At 69.4% G+C, this 20,769-nt stretch carries 19 protein-coding genes; 4 read left to right on the top strand and 15 right to left on the bottom strand.

All coding sequences use genetic code 11. The features are described 5' to 3' along the window. The first annotated feature begins 1,063 nt into the window (after nt 1-1,063). On the top strand, nt 1,064-1,576 hold the full coding sequence (locus tag ACIPXM_RS04595; protein ID WP_401651853.1) for a hypothetical protein: 513 nt from the start codon (nt 1,064-1,066) through the stop codon (nt 1,574-1,576). A gap of 122 nt (nt 1,577-1,698) precedes the next feature. Next, nucleotides 1,699-2,289 (top strand): S1 RNA-binding domain-containing protein, encoded by a 591-nt coding sequence (locus ACIPXM_RS04600; RefSeq protein ID WP_401651855.1) that lies wholly within the window; start codon nt 1,699-1,701, stop codon nt 2,287-2,289. Nucleotides 2,290-2,456: 167 nt separating this feature from the next. Here ACIPXM_RS04600 and ACIPXM_RS04605 read toward each other — a convergent pair whose 3' ends face one another. The 10 genes from ACIPXM_RS04605 to ACIPXM_RS04650 form a co-directional block, all read right to left on the bottom strand. Continuing rightward, nucleotides 2,457-3,608 (bottom strand): hypothetical protein, encoded by a 1,152-nt coding sequence (locus ACIPXM_RS04605; protein WP_401651857.1) that lies wholly within the window; start codon nt 3,606-3,608, stop codon nt 2,457-2,459. A 489-nt stretch (nt 3,609-4,097) separates the two neighbouring features. Further along, nucleotides 4,098-5,438, bottom strand: coding sequence for a hypothetical protein (locus tag ACIPXM_RS04610; RefSeq protein ID WP_401651859.1), 1,341 nt, complete (start codon nt 5,436-5,438; stop codon nt 4,098-4,100). Then, a complete protein-coding gene (locus tag ACIPXM_RS04615) occupies nt 5,435-7,435 on the bottom strand; it encodes a hypothetical protein (RefSeq protein ID WP_401651861.1) in 2,001 nt (666 codons plus the stop codon). The genes ACIPXM_RS04610 and ACIPXM_RS04615 overlap by 4 nt, the downstream gene beginning before the upstream one ends. After that, complete coding sequence (locus ACIPXM_RS04620; protein ID WP_401651863.1) at nt 7,432-8,226, bottom strand: toll/interleukin-1 receptor domain-containing protein; 795 nt, start codon at nt 8,224-8,226, stop codon at nt 7,432-7,434. The genes ACIPXM_RS04615 and ACIPXM_RS04620 overlap by 4 nt, the downstream gene beginning before the upstream one ends. Before the next feature lie 306 nt (nt 8,227-8,532). Continuing rightward, a complete protein-coding gene (locus tag ACIPXM_RS04625) occupies nt 8,533-9,786 on the bottom strand; it encodes a helix-turn-helix domain-containing protein (RefSeq protein ID WP_401652499.1) in 1,254 nt (417 codons plus the stop codon). A gap of 399 nt (nt 9,787-10,185) precedes the next feature. Then, the gene (locus ACIPXM_RS04630; RefSeq protein WP_401651865.1) at nt 10,186-10,350 is read right to left on the bottom strand and encodes a hypothetical protein; all 165 of its coding nucleotides are present in this window, start codon (nt 10,348-10,350) and stop codon (nt 10,186-10,188) included. Between the two features lie 552 nt (nt 10,351-10,902). Further along, on the bottom strand, nt 10,903-11,298 hold the full coding sequence (locus tag ACIPXM_RS04635; protein WP_401651867.1) for a twitching motility protein PilT: 396 nt from the start codon (nt 11,296-11,298) through the stop codon (nt 10,903-10,905). After that, nucleotides 11,295-11,561, bottom strand: a complete 267-nt coding sequence (locus ACIPXM_RS04640; protein ID WP_152370712.1) for a hypothetical protein — start codon at nt 11,559-11,561, stop codon at nt 11,295-11,297. The genes ACIPXM_RS04635 and ACIPXM_RS04640 overlap by 4 nt, the downstream gene beginning before the upstream one ends. Before the next feature lie 899 nt (nt 11,562-12,460). After that, nucleotides 12,461-12,724, bottom strand: coding sequence for a type II toxin-antitoxin system RelE/ParE family toxin (locus ACIPXM_RS04645; RefSeq protein ID WP_401651869.1), 264 nt, complete (start codon nt 12,722-12,724; stop codon nt 12,461-12,463). Next, on the bottom strand, nt 12,717-12,986 hold the full coding sequence (locus ACIPXM_RS04650; protein ID WP_055621811.1) for a type II toxin-antitoxin system Phd/YefM family antitoxin: 270 nt from the start codon (nt 12,984-12,986) through the stop codon (nt 12,717-12,719). Before ACIPXM_RS04650 ends, ACIPXM_RS04645 begins: the two co-directional genes overlap by 8 nt. A 139-nt stretch (nt 12,987-13,125) precedes the next feature. Here ACIPXM_RS04650 and ACIPXM_RS04655 point away from each other — a divergent pair, with 139 nt between their 5' ends. Then, the gene (locus tag ACIPXM_RS04655) at nt 13,126-13,434 is read left to right on the top strand and encodes a hypothetical protein (RefSeq protein WP_401651871.1); all 309 of its coding nucleotides are present in this window, start codon (nt 13,126-13,128) and stop codon (nt 13,432-13,434) included. On the opposite strand, the gene ACIPXM_RS04660 is transcribed toward ACIPXM_RS04655, so the two are convergent. From ACIPXM_RS04660 to ACIPXM_RS04675, 4 genes are all read right to left on the bottom strand, one after another. After that, entirely contained in the window at nt 13,412-14,164 is a 753-nt protein-coding gene (locus tag ACIPXM_RS04660; RefSeq protein ID WP_401651873.1) for a 2OG-Fe dioxygenase family protein, read from the bottom strand. The genes ACIPXM_RS04655 and ACIPXM_RS04660 overlap by 23 nt on opposite strands. A gap of 4 nt (nt 14,165-14,168) precedes the next feature. Continuing rightward, on the bottom strand, nt 14,169-14,666 hold the full coding sequence (locus ACIPXM_RS04665) for a hypothetical protein (RefSeq protein WP_401651875.1): 498 nt from the start codon (nt 14,664-14,666) through the stop codon (nt 14,169-14,171). Nucleotides 14,667-14,813: 147 nt separating this feature from the next. Continuing rightward, nucleotides 14,814-16,280, bottom strand: a complete 1,467-nt coding sequence (locus ACIPXM_RS04670; protein WP_401651877.1) for a glutamine synthetase — start codon at nt 16,278-16,280, stop codon at nt 14,814-14,816. Nucleotides 16,281-16,372: 92 nt separating this feature from the next. After that, nucleotides 16,373-17,569 (bottom strand): pyridoxal-phosphate dependent enzyme, encoded by a 1,197-nt coding sequence (locus ACIPXM_RS04675; RefSeq protein WP_401651879.1) that lies wholly within the window; start codon nt 17,567-17,569, stop codon nt 16,373-16,375. Between the two features lie 250 nt (nt 17,570-17,819). Here ACIPXM_RS04675 and ACIPXM_RS04680 point away from each other — a divergent pair, with 250 nt between their 5' ends. Next, nucleotides 17,820-19,397, top strand: coding sequence for a S8 family peptidase (locus tag ACIPXM_RS04680; RefSeq protein WP_401651881.1), 1,578 nt, complete (start codon nt 17,820-17,822; stop codon nt 19,395-19,397). 77 nt (nt 19,398-19,474) lie between these two features. On the opposite strand, the gene ACIPXM_RS04685 is transcribed toward ACIPXM_RS04680, so the two are convergent. Next, nucleotides 19,475-20,674, bottom strand: coding sequence for a serpin family protein (locus tag ACIPXM_RS04685; RefSeq protein ID WP_401651883.1), 1,200 nt, complete (start codon nt 20,672-20,674; stop codon nt 19,475-19,477). Nucleotides 20,675-20,769 lie beyond the last annotated feature (95 nt).

Consider the following 20,769-nt stretch of genomic DNA (forward strand, 5'->3'; position numbering starts at 1 on the left):
TCGGCGTTGGTACGACCTCCCCTACAAGGGGCTCTCAGCTCTTTCGGGGTCGCGACTGGGGCGACGATTCCCTCTTTCTTGGCGTCAAGCGCTAAATTTCGGTGTCAATTACCTGATTCCGTTCGACGAGCACAGGCGGAATATCGCATGGAGCCTGGATGACTCGTCGAGAAATCTGGAAGTACCGGATGCGGAAGTTGTCGAAATCCCAGCCGTTTGGTTGGTGGAATTCTTCCCGCCAAGTGAATTTGAGAGACTGAAGACCTCTCTGGAGCGGAATTCTTGGGATCGCCGCCGGGTCTGGAGCGGGATCGGGCAAGGTAATCAGGAGCATCTGGAGAGATCTCGGGGAAATTCAGGCGGCTCCTGGTGGCGTCTGGGTGAAGTGCACTCTGCCAATGCGTCGTGGTATCACCCGGATGGTGTGACACGAAAACTTCCATGGCAGTTTTCATCCATCGGGCTGACAGCGATCCAGATTGGAGGTGGGTTGACAGCAGTTGTTGCCTTCTTTCGGATGTCATCCGCAGGGGCTGCATGTGTTAACTCGGTTTGGCAAGGACCTCATGAGCCGCGGATGGTGATGAGGCCGGGGCGTCCTCGGGCTGAGAATCGACTTTCGGCTGGCCTCGGCGTCACTCAACAGGAAAGGGCGTCACTGCACGGTGCGGCGCGAGCCTGGCTTGCGGAGCACTGTCCAGGTTGGTTCGAAGCCAAGAGTGTGCCCCAGCCGGCCATCGACCTTGTCTTGCTGAGGGAGTTTGATCCGACAGACCCGCAGGCGGATGCATCTCAACTGAGAGACCCATTGAGGGCGCTAGGGGTAACAAGAAGTGAATTTAGGCATTGGGTGTCAGAGGATTTTCCTCGAATGCTCCTGGAGCCGGTGGATGAGAGCTTGTGCCCTGCTCTGAAAAATTGCTATGCACTCTGGGGTAGCGTTCCTCAAATTACGTCTGCAATCGGGGACCTCCAATTTTACGGAGGGGCGAATCCTGCTGGGCTTGCCGGGTATGTGGCAATGCGTATAAACGGTCTCGCCGTCCTGTTGGGTGTCTCGCACATGATCGATTCCAAGTCGCAGGAACGTGCTTCTCTGCGAGACCGTGCCCGTAATCGGCATGGGAGATTTTCAGGCAAGAGACTTGCATCGCTGCGGGATGATTTTCTATCTGCGAGTCTTGACCTGGCAAGCGTCGAGCGAGATGTACGCTTGCGAAATGCGTCGCATTCCTCCTTTGATGAGGAGGCTGAGTTGGTGATAAAAGACTCCCCCGCCATCGAGGAGCGCCTCCGACTTGCTGGGCGTGATGCGAGAGAGCCGCAAGGTCTCAATGCGCTGATCAGAAGCAATCAGGAAAATCGGCTCGCCGGGCTACTTGAGGCTGGCAAGGGGTACCGAGAAATCCTGGCTGCAGTCGCATCGATGGGTGCTTCAATCGACACGTTCAGAATGGGGCGGATTGCCCTGTTCGTTGCGGCAGTATCGCTCCTCGTCTCTGCTGTCGCATTGTCTCTCGCTGGCTATAGCGAAGAAACTGTATTCGGCCGCTTGTGGCAGTATGTAACAGGGTAATTGCGCGCCCGGGCGGAGTCGCAGCGTGCTGGATGAGTCCGGCATGGCCGGCCGAGAGGCGGGCTGCTGCTAGGACCTTGAGGTCTGGCTGGCAGACGACGTCGTGTGCCAGGGTGGCGGGCATGGATTGGCAGTCTGCGAGCCCGGAACTCTGGGCGTTCCTGGAGTCACTGCACCGTGGCGAGATCCTGTCCGGCACCGTCGCGGCGATCGAACGGTTCGGGGTCTTCGTAGCCCTGGACGACGGGCCTGCCCATCCCACCCTGCCCGGGGTCGGGTTCATTGTCATCCCCGAACTGTCCTGGCGGCACATCGATGCTCCCGCCGATGTCGTTCAGGTCGGGCAGCGTGTTTCGTGCGAGTTCCTCCAGTTCGACACCTTCAACGCGGAGGCCAGACTGTCCTTGAAGGCACTCCAGCCCGACCCCCTTCATGCCTTCGCCGACCGCACCGTGGTCGGCCAAGAGCTGCGCGGGACGGTCCAGAAGGTGTTGCTTCCCCTCGGTATCTTCGTAGACCTCGGAGACGGAGTTATCGGGCTGGTCCCCCTCAGAGAAGTCCACGGCCGGCCTGCGGCAAGTCCAGGAGCAGACTTTGAGGTCGGGGAGGAGATCGCCGTCGTCGTCACGGAAACCGATCGACCAACCCGACGGGTGTTCCTCTCCAGGCCAGAGAGCGCACGACAAGCAGGCGACGCCATATTGCCCATGTGACCGCCCCCGTTCCTCAGTTGGTGAGGCCCTACGCTCACGTAGCTACGACAGAAAGGACAAGTAGCTCTCTGTCACTGATGCGGGGCCGGGTTGTCATAGGATTCCTTGTTCTCGTCCCTAGCCGGCGGATGCTCCAGGACGTCTCCGGCGAAGCGGGTGGGCGGCGATCACCAGTCACGGATGGAGTCCACGCCTTCGATTAGCGCCGTGCGAGCGGCGGTCAGGTCGCGCCCGGCAGCTGTCTGCACCTCGTCCACCAGGAAGTCCAGAGCGTCGAACAGCTCTTCACGTTCCACGGTCTCGATGAAGTGCAAGCGGCTGTCCAGCGCATTGAGGGCGGCTCCGAAGGCGCGCCCGATCTCCGCGATGTTGCCATGGTGTTCGCCGCCGGTGACCTCGGCGAGGAAGGCGTCTCGGGTGGCCTTGTACTGGGCGGCGGCCTTGCGGTACCCGGTGCGGGGTATGTGCTCGCGGCCGTCCCAGTCGCGGAGCGGGTTGGTGGCGTTGGCAGCGACCCACTCCGGCTTGCGAGCACCGCGGACGTCGAGCTGCACGCCGTGTCGTACATGGGGACGCCAGGTCTTGCGCGTCGCGGCCGCGTAGTCGGCCGGAATGCCGTCCAGCCACACCTCTTCCACCCCTGGGACATGGCGCGGCAGTAGACAGTCGGACGCGTCCATCCCGAACAGCTCTCGGATCGTGAGCCCTTGCAGCAGCGGCAGCCGGTTCAGGGCGGCCGCCGACGTGAGCGTGCCCAGGTTCCCCGACAGCGACAAGCGCGTCAGATCCGGGAAGTCGGCGACGAGGCGGGCGCAGTCGAGCCGGGTGATCCCGTGGACGGTGAGGTGCTTGACGCCCGCCCGCAGCGTGCTGCGAGTGTGTTCGGCGGCCAGTTCCTGGGCTGTGCACGTCAGTGCGTACGGGGCATTCCAATCCTCGCGGCTGCCGCTGTCCCAGTGTCGCTGCCGGGCCAGTTGTTCGCCTCGCCCCCAAACCGAGGCGTAGGCGTACGAGGGTTCGGTCACCAGCGGGGCCAGGGAGCCGATCACCCTGAAGCTCCTCGGAAGGACCCACGCGTGGTTGCAGTGCGAGAGCGTGCCGCCCCAGCTGTGGTGCGTGAGCCGGAGCGGCTGCACGTTGCCCAGGTTGGCTGCGGCCGAAGGCTCGGGCCCGGACCAGTCCAGTTCGAGGACCGCAGCGCACTTTGCCGAGGCGTCGATGCCGGTGACCTGCGAGGCGGTCCAGGCACCGAGTGCCTCGGAGTACACCGCGACGACGTCGCCGACGGCGAGCGGCCTCGGTGGCTGGTCTCCTGTCATGCCCGGATGCTAGCGGCCTGCGTCCGACCCGCTGCATCCGAGGGACGGTCTCGCTGGTCACGGGCGGTTGCGGTGCCCGCAGCAGGGACAGGCGTAGCCCCGGGCAGTCCGCAGCCAGTCCGCAGGACACCCGTAAACAGCCATCTGGAGCCAACGCACGTCAACAAGGAAATCCCAGGTCAAAGCCCTGAATGGGGCTCCGTCGCAGGTCAGGATCAGTCCGCAGACATTCCGCTTTAACGTGTGACCGCAGCGTTACTGCAAGGCAGCTCCTTCGTCGTGTTCGCGGAGGACAGGGGGCCGGCCTTCAGGGAGCCGGCCCCCCTGCTGTTTCCCGTGCCGGGACGGTGCCGGGAATCCTGCTCCTCGGACCTCTGCGTTCGTATCGCCGTTTCTCGTAGCTGTGCGCAAGGGGACTGGGGCGGGCGGGCGCTCCCCTGCCGCGGTGTGCGACGAAGGGGAGCCTCGGAGAGCTGACTGTCTACCGGATCAGATCCTGTTCTCGTCGTCCTCGTCCCATGGGCTGGGTTCGGCGGGCCGGTGCGGGCTGTGCGACGGGTCCCAGAAGTGGGGAGACGGGGTGTCCTCCTCGCTCGTCTCCCACCGACCCCGGCCCCGGTCCCCGGCGTTCGCGCTGCCCTCCGCCGTCCTCGGTGTGAACGTGGTCGCACCAGGGGCCACGTCCGGGTCGGTGAACGGCGGGCCCTCGGGGGCCGGTGAGCGGGGCGGCCAGGGGCCAGTGGTGTTCCCCTCGCCCGAAGGGTCGTCCTCCTGGCTCTCGTCGGGAGCCAGGCCAAAGGCCTGCCTGATCTCGTCGGCGGCTTCGTCCAGCCCCTCTGTTTTCAAGAACCTCATCACGCGGTGCGCGAGCACCGTGTACCCGTCCATGTCCGGCTTCAGGCCCGCCTCCGTCAGCAGCAGACGCAGTCGATCCGAGACCCCTACTTCCTCCTCGCGGTCGAAAACCTCTCCTCCGTGGTCGTCCCCGTCCCACAGCGGGCCCCCGACGGTCGCTTCGTTCCGTGCGCCCACGGGCGGGACGAGCAGGTGGCGGAAGAGCTCGGGCACTTCCTCGTCGTTGGCCGCCGCCGCGACCTGGGCGAGCGGGCCGATCATGTCGACCGCCTTCTCGATTTCGTTCTCGTGGCGGGCGAGCCACCACACCACCGCGCTGCCCGCGCTCTTGAGCACGTCGTCACCGAGGTAGCGCCGCTTGTTGCGCTCGTGCTGACGCTCGTACTCCCAGATCTCCTCGTCCTTGCGGAGGTCGTTCAGCTTCTGTAGGCGTTCGCGGTCGGCGGGGGCGAGGGTCAGCGTCACATCGGCCGCCATGGCCTTCACCCGTCCGCTCAGGTCCGGGAGCGGGACGCCCAGCTGCCCCTCCAAGAGGTACCGTGCGAAGCTTGCCCGGCCTGGTTCCTCGTGACGGACGACCTCCAGGGCCCGGCTGACGAGCGAGGACACGGCGAGGGCTGAGGAGGCGCTGTCGGTCTGGCCGGCATGGTCGGGGACCGGCCTCCACCACACGGTGGCGGAGAAGAGGAAGTCGTAGCCGTTCGTCGCGCTCGGCAGCGCCGCGTCGATCACCCGCGCCTCCTGGTACGGCTGTTCCGTCGGCACCGCGGGCGGCTCGGGTTCCCCGGGCTCGTACGGGTCGGCGGACGTGTGGCCACCGCTGAGGACCGTCATCACGAGCAGCAGGGAACCGGAGGTCGTGACCATGGACATAAAGCCCCACAACCACGCCGACCAGTCCAGGAAGTGTCCGAGCACAGCCGGTGCAAGGCCGCAGAGAGCGACGAACAGCAGGCTGGGAAAACGGTGTTTCATCGTTCCTCTTCCGTGGTCCGTGGTTCGGCGTCCGCACGCTCCGTACTCTCTGTGCGGGCGTACTGCGCTTGGTCGATGTGCTGCCAGAAGAGAGTGGCGACGGCCGCCCGGGACGGGTGGCGCGCAGACCGTGCCCAGCCGCAGGCGATGACGTAGAGGCGGTGAAGAGCGGCCGTGCGGCCGCGCGTCGCCCCGACCATCACGTCCAGCGCCATCTCTTGCGTACGGTCGTCCGCCACGGCGTCCAGCCAACTGCTCACCAGCGGGTTCCAGAGTTCCGTCGGCGGTTGGGAGAACACCGTCATCCAGCCCAGGAACAGGTCCGACCAGCGAGGCGGGTCCGGTGCTCGGTTGCTCCTCAACAGCTCTGCGAGCAGGTGAAGATGGGGATTTTCCCCGGATGGTTCCTGACGCGCACGGTCCCGCAGGCGGTCGAGCAGCAGTCGGTAGAGGCGACGGTCGCGGCCGACGAGGTCGAGAAGCGCTTCCCGGGCCTCGTGCGCTGTCTCTCCCTTCCGTGCGGCGAGGTGGTGGAGGCGCACCACTGCTTGTTCTGGGTGCGTCGTGCCGAGGCTCTGGTGACAGGCGGTCGTCAGGACATGGGCCAGGCCGTCGGACAAGGAGCCGGACCTCGTGACGCACTCGTACATCCGCCTGCGGAACCATCCCCCGAACTCCTCATGGCGGAGACCGAGTTCGAGGGCCGTCGCGGCTCGCGGATCGCCGGACGCTCTGGCCGCGCGATTCGCCCAGCGCACCACGAGGCCGAAGAGGTGGTCGGGCCTCCCGACGGCCAGAGACCGCTCGCCGAAGCGGACGACGATGTCCACTTGATCGTCGGCGGTCAGGCCGTCCAGCCCGGCGGCGCAGTCGATCCAGTCCCTGAGGTCGTCGCGTACCCCGGGGAAGTTCGTCCAGAAGTACGTCCGGACCGCGTCGGCGTACGCCAGCCGCTCGAAGCGGAGTCGTCTGTCCGGCGCCCGCTCGATCCCGAGCACTTTCAACCGCTCCCCGAAGTCCGTCTGCGCGAACTCGGAGGTCACCTCCTCCTTGTGCCCCACCTGCTTCATCAGGCCCTGCCATGCCTCGTAGACGGTGTCAGCGCGAGCCCCCTCGAACACCGCCGCCGCGAGCAGCAGGGCCCGCTCGGGCGCGGTGCGGACCGCGACCATCTGCCGACCCACTTCATCGGCGCGGTCGGTCACCGCGTGTATCGCCTGGTCGAGCCATCCCGCGAAGTCGGATCCGAACCGGCCACTGTCGCGGGCGGCCTTCACGAGCCCCGCGAGCCGTGCCAGTTCCCGCATGGGGGAGCGGTCGCACAGGCGCTGGAGGTCGACGCTCCTCAGATCCGCAGGGTGGAAGGCCATCCGGTCCATGCGGAGGTACCGGGTGACGACAGCGACGCCCCGGGGACGCTCCAGCCTCACCCTGTACGGTTCGAAGTCCGGCGCATGGGCGTGCTCCATGACCGACGGCAGGACGACGACCATGTGGGCCCCCGCCTCCTGGACTTTCGACCGGTGCGCGGCCAGACGGTGCTGGGCCCTGGCGTACTCCTCTTCGCCGGTGATCCCGGAGAGGTCGAGAAGGAAGCGGTCCCCCTCACCGGGGGTGAGTGGCTTGTCGTTCCTGTTCTCGTCCTTGGCCGTGGCGGGAAGCTCCTCGACCCGGACCCTTTCCTCGTCGGTGCTCCTGTCCTCACCGAACCCGTGCAGCAGCATGATCGCCGCGGCACGGCGGCCGCTGCCAGGCGGTCCCTCCAGCAGCACCACCGACCCCGGTTTCTCCAGGTGGTCGGCGGCGATGCGGTAGCCCCTGGGGGGAACGAACCGGTTGGCCAGGCGCACCCGGTCCTCGCGGGCGATCCGGAGGGACTCGATTCCTTTGCGGGTCATCCAGTCCGTGGCGGCGCCGTAGAAGACGTACTGGGGCCCCTCGCCGTTGTTCACCGGGCCGCGCGGATCGTTGACGGTGACGCGGTCCTGCTCGGTCATCGCCCGTCGTCCGAGCGCCGGCGCTCGCGCTCGAAGCGCTGGTGGACCGTACCGCTGTTGTCGCCGGCGGTGAACTGGACCCCGGTGTTGTCGCCCTCGAAGTGAGGTGCGTTGTACTGGTGGCCCCGGCCGGTGTTCACGGGCCCCTGCGGCTCGTTGACGAAGGTGCCGAACATGTCTCCGTTGAGGTTTCCGATGCCGCCGCGCACGCGCTGTTCGACGTCACGCGTCCGCATCCTGATGTGCCCGGTGTCCCGGGCCGACTTCTCGCGTGACTTCGCCTCCGTCCGCTCCCGCGCCGCACGGCCTTCGCGGTCCGCCCTGCTCAGCTCGGGCAGCAGCCGGGCGAGGGTGTCCCCGAGCGTCGTCAGGTCCGACTCGGCGTTGCGGTGGTCGAACCGCCTGTACTGGAAGTCCGCCAGCTCCAGCAGATCGTCAGGAAGGACGGTGCGGTCGATCCGCGTGGCCTTTCCGACGAGCACGGGAATCACCAGGATCCCGCGGTCGAGCGCGGTCTGGATCTCGCGACGGGTCCAGTCCTGTTCGGCTTCGAGCGCGGGGCGGCCGTCGGTCCCCCGTACCTCCGCCCAGCGCGGGCCGATCACGGCGAGGAGCGCCTCGCACTCCTCCACCGCCCTGACCAGTTCCGCCGGGAAACGGCGTCCGGGATCAATCGAGTTGCTGGCGAAGAAGATCCGCTCGTCGCCGAACCTCCGGGCGAGTTCCCGGGCGATCATGGTCGCGGCGGATTCCTCGTCCCCTGTGCGGTAGTTGACGAAGACGTCGGGCATGAAGGTTCCCTTCGTGAGAGAAGAACGAATGAACGGACACGGGGCTGTGGACCGGGGTTCCGGTTCGCCGAGTCAGGGGTCCCGACCGTGTGACGGCATGGCGCGTCCACGGGAGGGCATATAAATGGAGGGGCACCGCCTGTGCGTCACTGGCTGCGGCCAGCCCGGAGAAGCCGGAAGGCGCGATGCGACGCGTCGGGCGAGAACCAGAGAGGCCCGCGGGGATCATGGGATCCGGAGGGCCGGAGGGGGCGGCTAGCGGGGCGAGCCGGGCGGCTCGAGTCCGTCTCGGTCGTGGAGCGGCTGTCAGCTGTGCGCGGGGGCGAGTACGCGTGCCAGCGCGGGCTGCAGATCACGTACGGCGCGGCTGCTCCGGAACCGGGACAGTTCCCGCGCGAGGCGTCGGACGTCGCTGTTCACCGTCGCCGAGGGCACGGCCGGCATCACTCCCAGGAGCTCCCCGGCGATCGCGCACGCGTGCTCTACCTCCCCGGAGGCGGCGTGTGCCAGGGACCTGCGGAAGCCGTATCGGGCGCGGGTACGCAGCGCGTGCGGCGGGAGGCGGCGGTACTCCCGGTCGAGCACCTCGGCAGCGGCCTTGGGGCGCCCGAGGTCGTGCAGACACCAGCCGGTCGACATCGCCGCCGGATCGCTCACGTGTGAGGTGCCGATCACGGGCTCGGCGCCGTTGAGGGCGTCGTCGTCGGCGAGCAGTTTCCGCGCCCTGTCGAGGCTGCGGAGGCAGTCGACTTCGTTGCCGACGAGCGCGTGCCCTTGGGCCTCTCGTTGGGCCGCGAGTCCCCTGATGCGCGGTGGGAGTTCGCTGCTCTGAGCACGGCGGGCCAGGGCGACGGTGCCAGCGGCGTCCCCGCCGTACATCGTGACTAGGGCGCGCCGCACCAGTGCGTAGGAACCGAGGTACGGGTCACCCCCGGCGCGCGCCAGTTCGACGGCCTCGCCCGTCCAGCCGAGTGCCGCGTCGCTGTCCCCGGCCTCCTGAGCCATCCAGCCGGTGAACTCCGCGAACCGTGAGGCGAGCAGGAGCGCGGGGGCCTGGGAGGCGGACCGGGCGCCGGAGGCGAGCCCGGCGACCATGCGGGTCTGTGTCTCCAGCAGGGGCAGCAGGACCTTGGGAGCGGTGGACTGACCGAGCTTCCGCAGCTGGTCGAACTGCATGCGGTAGGAGCCCAGGAGGGGGTCGTCGGCGGAGGACAACGCCTGACCGCCGAGTTTCAGACCGAGGTCGATCAGCACTCCCGTACCCGCTGAGAGGACTGCCCGACGCCCGACGAGCCAGCGGCTCGGACCGGCGGGGGACTCGGCGGAGCTCGAGTCCGAGCCTGCTTCGGGGCGGGCGACCAGGCACTGCAGCTCGCCGTCCGCGCCGAGGAAGGCGTCACACCGCCGGGCCAGTTCGGGGGACGGGGAACGCTCTCCGCGTTCGACCTTGCTGAGGTGTCCCTTGTCGTAGTTGAGCGCCACGGAGAACTCGGTAAGAGTCAGCCCCGCTTCCACTCGTAAACGGCGAAGTTCCGGGCCAAAACGTAAAGTCGTGCTCATCATCAACCTCCCCTTGAACAGTGACCGCGAGAGCCGTCGGCCCTCACGGGAGCCGTCATCAGACGATCACCGATCGACGCGAAACCCGGCGGTGAACACCTGCTGTAACGGCGTCGTTTCACTTCGCGTCCAAAGCTGAGTCTGGCACGACCCTCGTCTGGAGAATCGGGGTTCGGCGGTGTTGCCCGTTGCCTCTTTCGTTCTTCGCTGTTCCCCGCCCGTTCCTCGGAGTGACCGGGATTGACCATGATCGGAACAAAGTGTTCGAGAGCGATGGGGTCATGGGCGGGGTCCCGTCCTTCACGAAGTCGCAGTGCTCGATTAGGTAGCCGCAGCTGGTCTCCGCGGGTGCCGGAACGGCATCGGTCACCTCGCCGGGGACAGGTCGGTACGGTCGATTCAGGCGGGGGCGACGAAGATGTTGTCGCCGGTGGGGGCGGAGGCGGAGGCACCCAGCAGGGGCCACGTGCGGGACTCTTCGACCAGGTGCTCCCAGGGCGCGGTCCATTCGGGTTCCCAGTCCAGATCGGTGCCGGAGATGACGTACGTGCGGCTGGCGCCCACCTGCCAGAACTGGGAGAGAGGATCACCTGGGTGTGGTCGGCGAGGTCGTTGATGATCTCGGTGAAGTGGGCCGAGGGCAGCCGGGGACGTCATCTGTAGCGGTCGCTCGGAGGCGTGCTGTGAGCGGAGGGGCGACAGGGCTGCGTGCGCCGAGTTCGGTCAGGGCCCAGCGGATGTCGGGCGGCTCGCTCCAGTCCGGCGGTGTCGCCCGTTCCAGGCGGGCACGGTAGGCGCTCGACCGCGCCTTGAATCTCCAGGCTCGCCAAAACCATCGCCGCCCATTCCCGGACGGTGGAGTCGTTGCTGCTCAGGAGGGCGATCAGGTCGGGTATGTCAATCGAACTGGCTCTGGCCTGCATTCGGTGGTGACCGAGAGGGCTGGTCGAGCCGGTGGATGCCTACCCGGGCCAGCTGCCTCTCCACCCACACGTCCAGGGTCGCGGAGCCCTGAACGACGAGTCGAATGGGCGCATCGCTGCGCGTGACTATCGTCGCCGTGCGTCACCGCCGGATGTGAGCCGGAGTCGAACGATTTACGGTCCCGCGGCTGGACTACTGGACGGTGCGGATGACAGGGGCGGGTTTGATGTCATGGGCGTCGATGAGGGTGCGGATGTCGTTCGGGTCTGAGGTCCAGATGATGGCGCCGAGGGTGGATGCCATGGTCACGACGGTGGCGTCGACGATGTCGGAGGTGCCGGCCTTGCCGCAGAGGATGCCTGCGGCTTTGGCGGTTTCGAGGCCGACGGGTACGACGTGGCACCCGGCGAGGAACTTGCCGAGTCTGACCTGGCGGCGGGAGTCCCGCCATGCCTGGCTGACGATGACGGACGGGACGTGGATGTCCCGGCCGTCGTCGAGGGCCAGGCTGTGGCGGGCCCACATGCGTCGGTCGTCGTTGTCGATGGCGATGAGTACGCCGGCGTCGTACAGGTAGGGGATGTTCACGCGGCCGAGGCTCCCGGGCTGCTGAGGTACTCGGCATCGGCGGCGGCAAGGTCCGCGCGGGCGGCGGCTAGCTCTTCGGGAGTGAAGGCGCCGTGTTCTGCCTGCCACTCCTGGATGACGGCCCGGCCGGCCCGCAGGCGCAGCTCGCGTTCGGCTGCTCCGGCGACGAGACGGGAGAGTGGGATACCTTCTTCCTCGGCGGCTCCAGCCAGGGCTTCGACCAGAGATTCGTCGAGAGTGATAGTCACCTTCTTGGTAGCCATACATCAACCATAGCGCGGTATGGCCTTCGATGCTTGTGCACGGATCACACGCATGCAAGCGCGGAGGGCGTGAGCGCATCCAGCGAGGAGGGTCTCGCCGATCCGATGGCCCGCGGGACCGTGGGGAGGGGCTGGGTCCGCATTCGCCGGAAAGAGGGGTTTGGCGGTGAAGTCCTCGCCCGTCCGTGAGGTGGCGGTGCACGGTTTCGAGCACGGGCCGGGCGGAGGGTCGTGGGGGGCTTGGGGTGGCGAGCGTCTTTCAGAGGTGCAAGAAGGACGTCCGGGACCGGAACTTTCCCTGTGATCGTCCGCGGTGTCGGCATGGGTGGACGGCGCGCTACCGGGAGTCGGGCGGTAGGCGCGGGTGTCCACACGCCGCAACTACGAAGGGTCCTATCCGTAACCATCTCGGGCCGCGTCTGGGACGGAAGACGCTGGCTGGGCTGGCGCGACGCGACTTCGAGGAGTTCGCCAAGGACCTGCATGCCTCGGGTGAGGGGTTGGCGGTCTCCACGGTCAATGACCGCATGGTGATGGTGGCCGCCATCACGGAGGCGGCGGACGTCGACAAGCGCATCACGGAGAACCCTGCCCGAGGCATCCGGATATCCCGTAGGGATGTTGTGGCGGTGGACGAGGACGCAGTGCCGACGCCAGCTGAGGTTGATCGGATCGCTGCGCATATCACGCCACAGTTCCGCCTCGCCGTCTACCTTCAGTCCGGTACAGGTCAGCGCCCCAGCGAGGCCCTGGCCTTCTCCACCGAGTGCAGGCGGTCATGGCTTCACGGTAGCGGCCCGCAGCTCAGAATCAGAAGGGGGCGACTCCTCCGCGAAGCGACCCTTCGTCGTCACGGTGCTGGATCGGTGCTGGATGTCCTGACGCCTGATCAGCCGCTGTCAGGTGTCGTAAACAGTGGACCGGTGCCCGACGTGTACGACCCACACCACGAGCTCTCCGTTGTCGAGCGTGTAGACGACTCGGTAGTCGCCGACCCGCAGGCGTCGGCGCTCGGGCTGCGACACGAGGGCGGTGGTGTTGAAGCCGAGAGGGTCGCTCTCCAGCTCGGTCAGTTTGGCCAGGATGCGCAGTGCCGTGTCGCGAGGGATCTTCCGGAGCTCCGCCTGCACCTCGGGGCGGAATACGGTTCGGTACTCACTCACCGCGCGCCAGTGTCTCCCTCATGATGTCCTCGATCGGGATGCCGGGTGCGGGGTTGGCCATGCGCTCGTCGATGATCCGGTTGATCTCGCGTTCTTCCCACTCCTGGTACTTGCGGAGCACCTCGATGGAAACGACGGCGGCGACTTCCTTGCCCCGGCGCGTGATGACCGTGGGCACGTCGTCCCGATCGGCTCGCTCGACGACCTCGGCCAGGTGTGCGCGCACATCGCGGATGGACTCTGTGGGCAGTGGCTGCGTCATGCGCTCAAGCGTACCGAGTGTGCCATGTGTACACCGGCTGGGATGAGAGCTCCCAGAATCGCGCTCATCGTGTTTCCGTATGCCGGGCCGGGAGAACCACCGCCCCGGGTCGCGCGTCCGGCAGGGTATGAGGAAAGACGTGGTCGGGGCGTTCGGGTTGCTCTTCGCGTTCGCCGCCGCGCTCGTCGTGTGGGGGGTCGGGGCCGAGGGGGCGGTGAGTGGGGGGTTTGAAGGGGAGGGGCGGGATCTCAGTGTGGTGTGGGTGGAGCTGCCGCTGATGCTGGTGGGGTTTCCGGGGGTGGTGCTCGGGGTGTGGGCGGTGTTGCGGAAACGGTCCGCCTGGGTCATCGCGGTCGCCCTCGTGGCGGCGCTGGCCCTCATGAGCTGGGGGAGCGCCGAGTGGCTCGCGGGGCGGGGGCCCGTGGTCAGCCGGGAGCCGGGGCTGTGAGCTCGGTCGTCCGGGTGAAGCTCATCAGGAGCATGTCGCGGTGGCCCGGGCCGGGTTCCGGGCCCGGGGCGAGGGGGGTGACGTCGTGGAGGATGCGGGCGTCCTCCGCGTACAGGGTGTCCAGTGGCGCGGTGAAGGTGCGTTCGGCGAGCAGCTCGCCGGACGGCGTGTGCAGGGACGTGTGGCCGCCGGTCACGTTGTGGCGGGCGACATGGTGCAGCGCGATGTAGTCGAAGCCGTCGCGGTGCCGGCCCTCGGGGGACGGCCGGCCCGGTGTGCCCGGCCGGGCGGTGACGCGGACCAGATGGGCGTCGACCTCCCACGCTGACGGCGCCGAAGGCCCGGCGCAGGCGTCGAAGAGCGCCGCGTCGTGCCGTACCAGGGCCACGAAGAACGGATTCGTGGCCTGCGCGTCCCGGAACGGCGCCAGCTCCCGCACCCGCCCGCCGAGCAGCGGGTTCGCCTCCGCCGTCTGCCGGTACCCCGTGCCGTGCAGCCTGCTCGGCCCGGCCGCCGCCGTCACCAGGAACTTCGCGTGCCGCCGCCAGCGGTAGCTCGCGCCGCCCGGCAGATACGCGTCGAGCGCCAGGTCGTCCCACGCGCCCCGGAACTCCGCGAAGGCGCGCGCCGCCGCCCCGTCCAGGACGAACTCGCCGCCCTCGACCAGGCGGTAGCCGCACCCGCCGATCGCGCCGACCGGGTCGACGCCCTCCGCCAGCTCGATCCGCACGGCGCTACGCCCCTTCCGGCGAGGTCTGTTGCTGACCGGGCAGCCGCGTCCCCGCGAACTCGCCCTGCGAGAAGTAGAGATCGGTGATCGTCGGATGCCAGGCCAGATGGTCGAGGTGGTACGCCCGCAGCACCGGGCTCAGCGCGAACATCGACCCCACGTAGTCCGCCCACGCCTGCCGGTCGACCTCCGAGATGCCCTCGCGCCGGTGCCAGATCCACTCGAACACGTCGAGCATCAGCTCCGCGACCGCGTGCACCCGGTCCCGGTTCGGGTCGTGCGGTTCCAGCACCTTGCCGTCGTAGAAGTACGGTCGGACGTGCGGGTATTCGACGAAGACCAGGTTCAGCTGCATGAACAGGTCGGTGCCCGCGTGGTACGAACTCGTCTCGTGGCTCTTCGTCGCCGTCTGATGGCTCTTCATGGAGGCGCGGTACGCCAGCCAGGAAGCGGCGAACGAGATCACGATGGCGAGTACGGCGATGTAGTCGGATGGCTGCATGTGACCCCCGTCAGCGTCCGCATCCGCGCTCGGCGCACGGCGCCAAGGATGCCCGGCGGCCGGTGACACGCACAAGAGGCACGCGCCGCCCCGCCCCGCCCTCGGCGCCGAACCGCCGGCACCGCCCACGTCCTCACCGCCCCTGCCTCACCACCGCCACCGCGTCGCCGCCACGATCTCCGCCGCCGAACGCCCCGCGAACAGCTCCGCCTCCCCGCGCCGCACCGCGAGCACCGCCTCGAACAGCGGGTCCCCCATCGCCCGCCGCAGCGCCTCGTCCGCCGCCAGCCGCGCCGTCGCCTCCGGCAGGCTCGCCGGCAGTCGCCGTACCCCGCGGGCCGTCAGCTCGTCGGCGGTCGCCCGCGACGGATCGCCCAGGAACTCGGGCGGCAGCGCCAACTCCGCGTCGATTCCCCCGAGTCCGGCCGCGATCACCGCGCCGACCAGCAGATACGGATTCGCCGCCTGGTCGAAGGACTTCAGCTCCGCGTGCCCCCCGTCGGTGATGAACCGCAGCGCCGCCTCACGGTTCTCCCGCCCCCAACACTGGTACGCGCCCGCCCAGTTCGCCGGTACGAGCCGCAGATAGCTCGCCGGATTCGGGCAGCCGAGCGCGGTCAGCGCGGGCAGTCCGGCGAGGACACCGGCCAGGAACGACTCGCCCTCCGCGGTCATCCCGTACGGGCCGGGGCCGCCGCCCGCCAGGACGTTCCGGCCGTCCCGCCACAGGCTGAGGTGCAGATGCCCGCCGTTGCCCGCACCCTCGGGCGTGGTCAGCGGGGCGAAGGAAGGGCGCAGCCCGTGCCGCGCCGAGACCGTCCGCAGGGTGTGCCGGACGAGGGCCGTCGTATCCGCCGCCCCGACCGGGTCCTCAGGGGAGGTGGACACCTCGTACTGGCCGGTCTCGTACTCGGGATGGATCTGGAGTACATCGATGTGCTGGGCGGTGAGTGCGTCCGCGATGTCGAGGAGGTACGGGCCCGCGCCGACGAGCCGGGCCAGGCCGTACGCCGGGCCCAGCCCGGAAGACCCGGAAGACCCGGAAGACCCGGAAGACCCGGAAGACCCGAAAGAGCCGAACAGTTCCGCCTCGCCCACCGATCCGACATCCGAAGCCCCGGCCCCGGCCTCCGCCGCCCCGGCCCCGGGCAGCACCGTCCACTCCGTCTCGAACCCCATCCGCAGTTCGAGCCCCCGCTCCGCCGCCGCCCGTGTCATCCGGGCCGCGAACGAGCGCTGGCAGCCGGGGTACGGCAGACCGTCCTGGTCGTGGCGGTCGGCCGGGGCCCAGCCCCAGCCGGGCTGGGCCGCGAGCGGGGTCACCCGGCGGAGGTCCGGCACCAGCCGCAGGTCGCCGACCGGGCCGCCGTGCGTCGCGTCGATCACCCGGCTGTCGTCGACGAGGTAGGTGTCGAAGACCGGTGCCATGCCGATGCCCTGCCGGGCCGCCTGTCCGAGCCGCCCGACCGGGACGGCCTTCACCCGGCTGATCCCCGCGCTGTCCACCCAGCTCACGGCGACGAGCCGGACCCCTTGCGCCGCGAGGGCCGCCAGGTGCTCCCGCTCTTCCGCACGTCGTCGGGCTGTCTCCGGGTCACCGGCCGTACTCGCCATCCCCGCATGATCCAGCAGATTCGCCCCGGAGGACAGGCCGCCGTCCCGCCCGGCCGCCCCGCCCGGTACCGGATGCCTCGGGCCCGTACGCCTCAGGACGCAGCCGGCGGCGCCATCCCCGTCTTCGCGCCCGCCCCGCACAGCGGCACCACCACCGAGCCCGTCGGCGGCTCCGTGCGGACCGCCGCCCAGCAGGCCACGCCGGTCGGCTCCACGTACAGGCCGCGGGCGGCCAGGTCGAGCTGGGCGGCGCGGATCTGGTCCTCGGTGACGGTACGGAAGGTGCCGCCGCAGGCGCGGACGGCGGCGAGGATCTGGGCGGCGCGGGGCGGGGCCGGGATGGCGATGCCCTCCGCGAGGGTCGGGCGCTGCTCGGCCGGGGCGGGCGGCTCGGTCGCCCCCGCGTGGAACGCGGCGGCCAGCGGCGCGACCGCCGCCGCCTGGACCGCGACGAGCGCGGGACGGCGGTCGATCAGCCCGTGGCCGTACAACTCCTCGACGGCGAGGGCCACTCCGAGCAGCAGGGTGCCGTTGCCGACCGGCACGACGAGGGTGTCGGGGAGGCGTCCGCCCAGGTCCTCCCAGAGTTCGTACGCGTAGGTCTTGGTGCCGTGCAGGAAGTGCGGGTTGTAGACGTGCGAGGCGTAGAACACCCCCGGCTCGTCCGCCGCCGCGCGGGCCGCGACCGCGGTGGCCTCGCGGTCGCCGGGGACGACGACGGTACGGGCGCCGTGCGCGCGGATCTGCTCCAGCTTCTTCGGGGAGGTCCCCTCCGGCACGTACACCGCGCAGTCGAGCCCGGCCCGCGCCCCGTACGCGGCGATCGCCGTGCCCGCGTTGCCGCTGCTGTCGGCGATCATCGTGCGCGGTGCGAGGCGGCGGCCCAGCTCGGCGAGCATCACGGCGCCCCGGTCCTTGAAGGACAGCGTCGGGCTGAGGAAGTCGAGCTTGGCCGAGACCGTGTCGGTCAGCGGCACGAGGGGCGTCCGGCCCTCGCCGAGGCTGACCGGCGGCGGCACGGCACCCGGAGGTGTGACCGCGCCCGCCGCCAAGGGGCCCGCCGTCACGAGGCCGGCCGCCACGGGGCCCGGTTCCGCCGCCAGCGGCAGCGCCTCCTCGTAACGCCACAGTGAATTCACCCGGGACGGGAGGGACTTGAGCGACACCGGGCCCGCGCCGAAATCGAGGTCCCAGGGGCCCCGGCAGCGCGGACAGCACCAGGTGAGCGCGGAATCGGAGGAGTTGACCCGGCAGCGGGGGCACACGTACGTCGACATGATCGGCAGCATGTCAGCCGTGTGACGCGCGTGTGGCGAGGCGCCCGGAACCCTTGTGGGATTCCTACGGATCGGCCAATCTTTCGCTCGTCGGACCGCGACGGCGGGCGGGGTGAGAGCTCCGCGCCTCCCGCGCTTCTTGTCATGCGCATGGCGATTGATTGCCCGTTCAACGGTCCGTGCTCCATCCGTACTTCAAGGGCAGTACCGCACCATCCACCCCCACACAGCAACGCACCACCCACTGAGGAGGACCCCTCACATGTCCGTGATGCGTGATGCGCGGCGTCGACTCGCCGCGGCCGGAGCCATGGCGGTCGCCGCCCTGGCGTTCGGCTCCCTCTCCGCCCTCCCGGCCCAGGCCGCCGGGACCGCCGCCGAAGGCGTCGTCCTGAACGCCGGTGCCGAGGGCACGGTCGCCAACAGCTACATCGTCACCCTCCGCGAGTCCGCCGCCCAGGCGGAGACCGCGCGGGGCCGGGCGGTCGCGACCAAGTTCGGCGCCAAGATCAAGCGGACCTACACCTCCGCGCTCAACGGCTACTCCGTCGAACTCTCCGCGGCCCAGGCCCGTAAGCTCGCCGCCGACCCGGCCGTCGAGACGGTCAGCCAGAACCGCCGCTTCACGATCGACGGCACCCAGCCCTCCCCGCCGTCCTGGGGCCTGGACCGGATCGACCAGAAGGCCCTCCCGCTGAACCAGAGTTACAGCTACCCGGACAGCGCGGGCCAGGGCGTCACGGCGTACATCATCGACACCGGTGTCCGCATCACCCACAGCGACCTCGGCGGCCGGGCCTCCTATGGCTACGACGCGATCGACAACGACAACACCGCGCAGGACGGCCACGGTCACGGCACCCACGTCGCCGGCACCGTCGCGGGCAACAGCTACGGCGTCGCCAAGAAGGCGAAGATCGTCGGCGTCCGCGTCCTCGACAACTCCGGTTCCGGCACCACCGACCAGGTCGTCGCGGGCATCGACTGGGTCACCCAGAACGCCGTCAAGCCCGCCGTCGCCAACATGAGCCTCGGCGGCGGTGTCGACACCGTCCTCGACGCGGCCGTCCGCCGCTCCATAGCCTCCGGCGTGACGTACGCGGTCGCCGCGGGCAACGACGGCGCCAACGCGAGCAACTACTCGCCCGCCCGCGTCGCCGAGGCCATCACCGTCGGCGCGACCACCTCCACCGACGCCCGGGCCAGCTACTCCAACTACGGCAGCATCCTGGACATCTTCGCGCCGGGCTCCTCCATCACCTCGTCCTGGAACACCAGCGACTCGGCGACCAACACCATCTCCGGTACGTCGATGGCGACCCCGCACGTCGTCGGCGCCGCCGCGCTCTACCTGGCCGACAACCCCACCGCCACCCCGGCCCAGGTCTCGGCCGCGCTGACCGCCGCCGCCACCCCGAACGTGGTCACCAACCCCGGCACCGGCTCCCCGAACCGCCTCCTCTTCGTCGGCGGTGGCGGCACCACCCCGCCGCCCGGGAAGCGCTTCGAGAACACCGCGGACTACGCGATCAACGACAACGCGACCGTCGAGTCCCCGGTGACCGTCACCGGCGTCACGGGCAACGCCCCCGCCGCCCTCCAGGTCCCGGTGAACATCGTCCACACCTACATCGGCGACCTCCAGGTCCAGCTGATCGCGCCCGACGGCTCGGCGTACACGCTGAAGGCGTTCGGCACCGGCGGCAGCTCGGACAACATCAACACCACCTACACCGTGAACGCCTCCTCGGAGGTCGCGAACGGCACCTGGAAGCTCCGCGTGACCGACAACGCCAACGCGGACACCGGAAAGATCGACTCCTGGGCGCTCCAGTTCTGACCCGCACTGCTCATGACACATGACACATGACGTGTGACTCGTGAGTGAGGGGTGGTCGCCGTGACGGCGACCACCCCTCATGCGTGAAGCGTGTCCTCGTCTTCGTCCTCGTCCTCGTCCACGTACGGCACCGGCTCGGCCACCCAGCCCGCCGTCAGGACCAGCCGCGACGAGCGGTGCACCGTCAGGAAGCCGAAGGGGCGGTCGATGTCGAGGCCGACGTGCCGGACCGTGTACGGCCGGGCCGGTATCCCCGCCGCCATCATCGCGACGGCCGTCACCGACCCCGCCTCGAAACCCTTCGCGTCGAACCGGGCGACGGCCGTCTGCCGGGCGTCGTCCACCGCCAGCGGCGGATCGTCGGCGACCCCCGGGAAGTGGCCGCGCGACGCGTCCATCGCCGTGCTGAGGCCGAACACCTCGGCAAGGCCCGTCAGATCGTGCTCCGCGGCCAGCGCGAACGGCGAGGTCGTCACCGAGAGGGACGGCTCCCGGTCGCTGCTGCGCGCCAGCGCGACGCTCAGCCCCGGGCCCGGCTCGCCGAGCGGCAGCAACGTGCCCGGTACGAGGGGATGGCGGCCCGCGAGGACCGCGAGGCCGGACGTCAGGACGGCGGACCGGTCGGCGTCCTCGGGGCCGAGCAGCAGATGGACGTCGACGCCCGTGCCGCCCAGGACCTTCAGCACCGTCAGCGGGCCGATGCCGGTCTCCGCGACCCCGACCCGGTCCAGGACCGCCGTCCTGCGGCGCAGCGACCGTAGCGGCCGCATGTCGTCGTCCGGCGCCGCCCAAGGCCCGCGCTCGGGGAACATCACGCTCTCCTCGAACGGGCGCAGCCACGTCGTGCGGACCGCCTGGGCCGAGGCCAGGACCAGCTCGGTCCTCGCGCCGACCTCGACCGGCACCGCCGGGATCAGGCCGCCGGTGCGCTCCGCCGCCCACGCGTCGAGGCGTCGTCCGCTCTCGGCGGGGTCCGGGCCGAGGACGCCGAGCGTCGCCTCCGGCAGGCCCGCCGCCCACTCCTCGCGGAGCGCGACCCGGGGCCTGACCCACAGGCCGAGGGCCGATCCGACCCGGGGGACACGGGCGAGGTGGGCGAGCAGTTCACGGGCGAGCTCCGGTGCCCGGTCGGCGGGTACGCGGAGCGCGTCCGCCAGTTCGTCGCGGGCCGGGCCCGCGGCGGCGTCCGCGAGCAGGCCGAGCAGCGGCCAGAGGCCGGTCGCGGACAGCACGGTGTCGCCGCCCGGACCGAGCGTCGCCGCCCAGCGGGCGGTCATCCCGTTCACGGTGTGCGCCGTCGAGCCCCGCAATTCCGCCCCCGCCCCCGGACCGCGTACGATGCGCGCGCCCGTTCGAATCACCGGTCACCCGG

The sequence above is a fragment of the Streptomyces sp. NPDC090025 genome (genome assembly GCF_044748125.1).
Classification (GTDB): Bacteria; Actinomycetota; Actinomycetes; order Streptomycetales; family Streptomycetaceae; genus Streptomyces.

Coding starts and splice junctions, on each gene's coding strand:
- ACIPXM_RS04595 (WP_401651853.1), top strand. CDS start 1,064: ATGATCGATTCCAAGTCGCAGGAACGTGCTTCTCTGCGAGACCGTGCC.
- ACIPXM_RS04600 (WP_401651855.1), top strand. CDS start 1,699: ATGGATTGGCAGTCTGCGAGCCCGGAACTCTGGGCGTTCCTGGAGTCA.
- ACIPXM_RS04605 (WP_401651857.1), bottom strand. CDS start 3,608: ATGACAGGAGACCAGCCACCGAGGCCGCTCGCCGTCGGCGACGTCGTC.
- ACIPXM_RS04610 (WP_401651859.1), bottom strand. CDS start 5,438: ATGAAACACCGTTTTCCCAGCCTGCTGTTCGTCGCTCTCTGCGGCCTT.
- ACIPXM_RS04615 (WP_401651861.1), bottom strand. CDS start 7,435: ATGACCGAGCAGGACCGCGTCACCGTCAACGATCCGCGCGGCCCGGTG.
- ACIPXM_RS04620 (WP_401651863.1), bottom strand. CDS start 8,226: ATGCCCGACGTCTTCGTCAACTACCGCACAGGGGACGAGGAATCCGCC.
- ACIPXM_RS04625 (WP_401652499.1), bottom strand. CDS start 9,786: ATGAGCACGACTTTACGTTTTGGCCCGGAACTTCGCCGTTTACGAGTG.
- ACIPXM_RS04640 (WP_152370712.1), bottom strand. CDS start 11,561: ATGGCTACCAAGAAGGTGACTATCACTCTCGACGAATCTCTGGTCGAA.
- ACIPXM_RS04650 (WP_055621811.1), bottom strand. CDS start 12,986: ATGACGCAGCCACTGCCCACAGAGTCCATCCGCGATGTGCGCGCACAC.
- ACIPXM_RS04665 (WP_401651875.1), bottom strand. CDS start 14,666: ATGCAGCCATCCGACTACATCGCCGTACTCGCCATCGTGATCTCGTTC.
- ACIPXM_RS04670 (WP_401651877.1), bottom strand. CDS start 16,280: ATGGCGAGTACGGCCGGTGACCCGGAGACAGCCCGACGACGTGCGGAA.
- ACIPXM_RS04675 (WP_401651879.1), bottom strand. CDS start 17,569: ATGCTGCCGATCATGTCGACGTACGTGTGCCCCCGCTGCCGGGTCAAC.
- ACIPXM_RS04680 (WP_401651881.1), top strand. CDS start 17,820: ATGTCCGTGATGCGTGATGCGCGGCGTCGACTCGCCGCGGCCGGAGCC.
- ACIPXM_RS04685 (WP_401651883.1), bottom strand. CDS start 20,674: ATGACCGCCCGCTGGGCGGCGACGCTCGGTCCGGGCGGCGACACCGTG.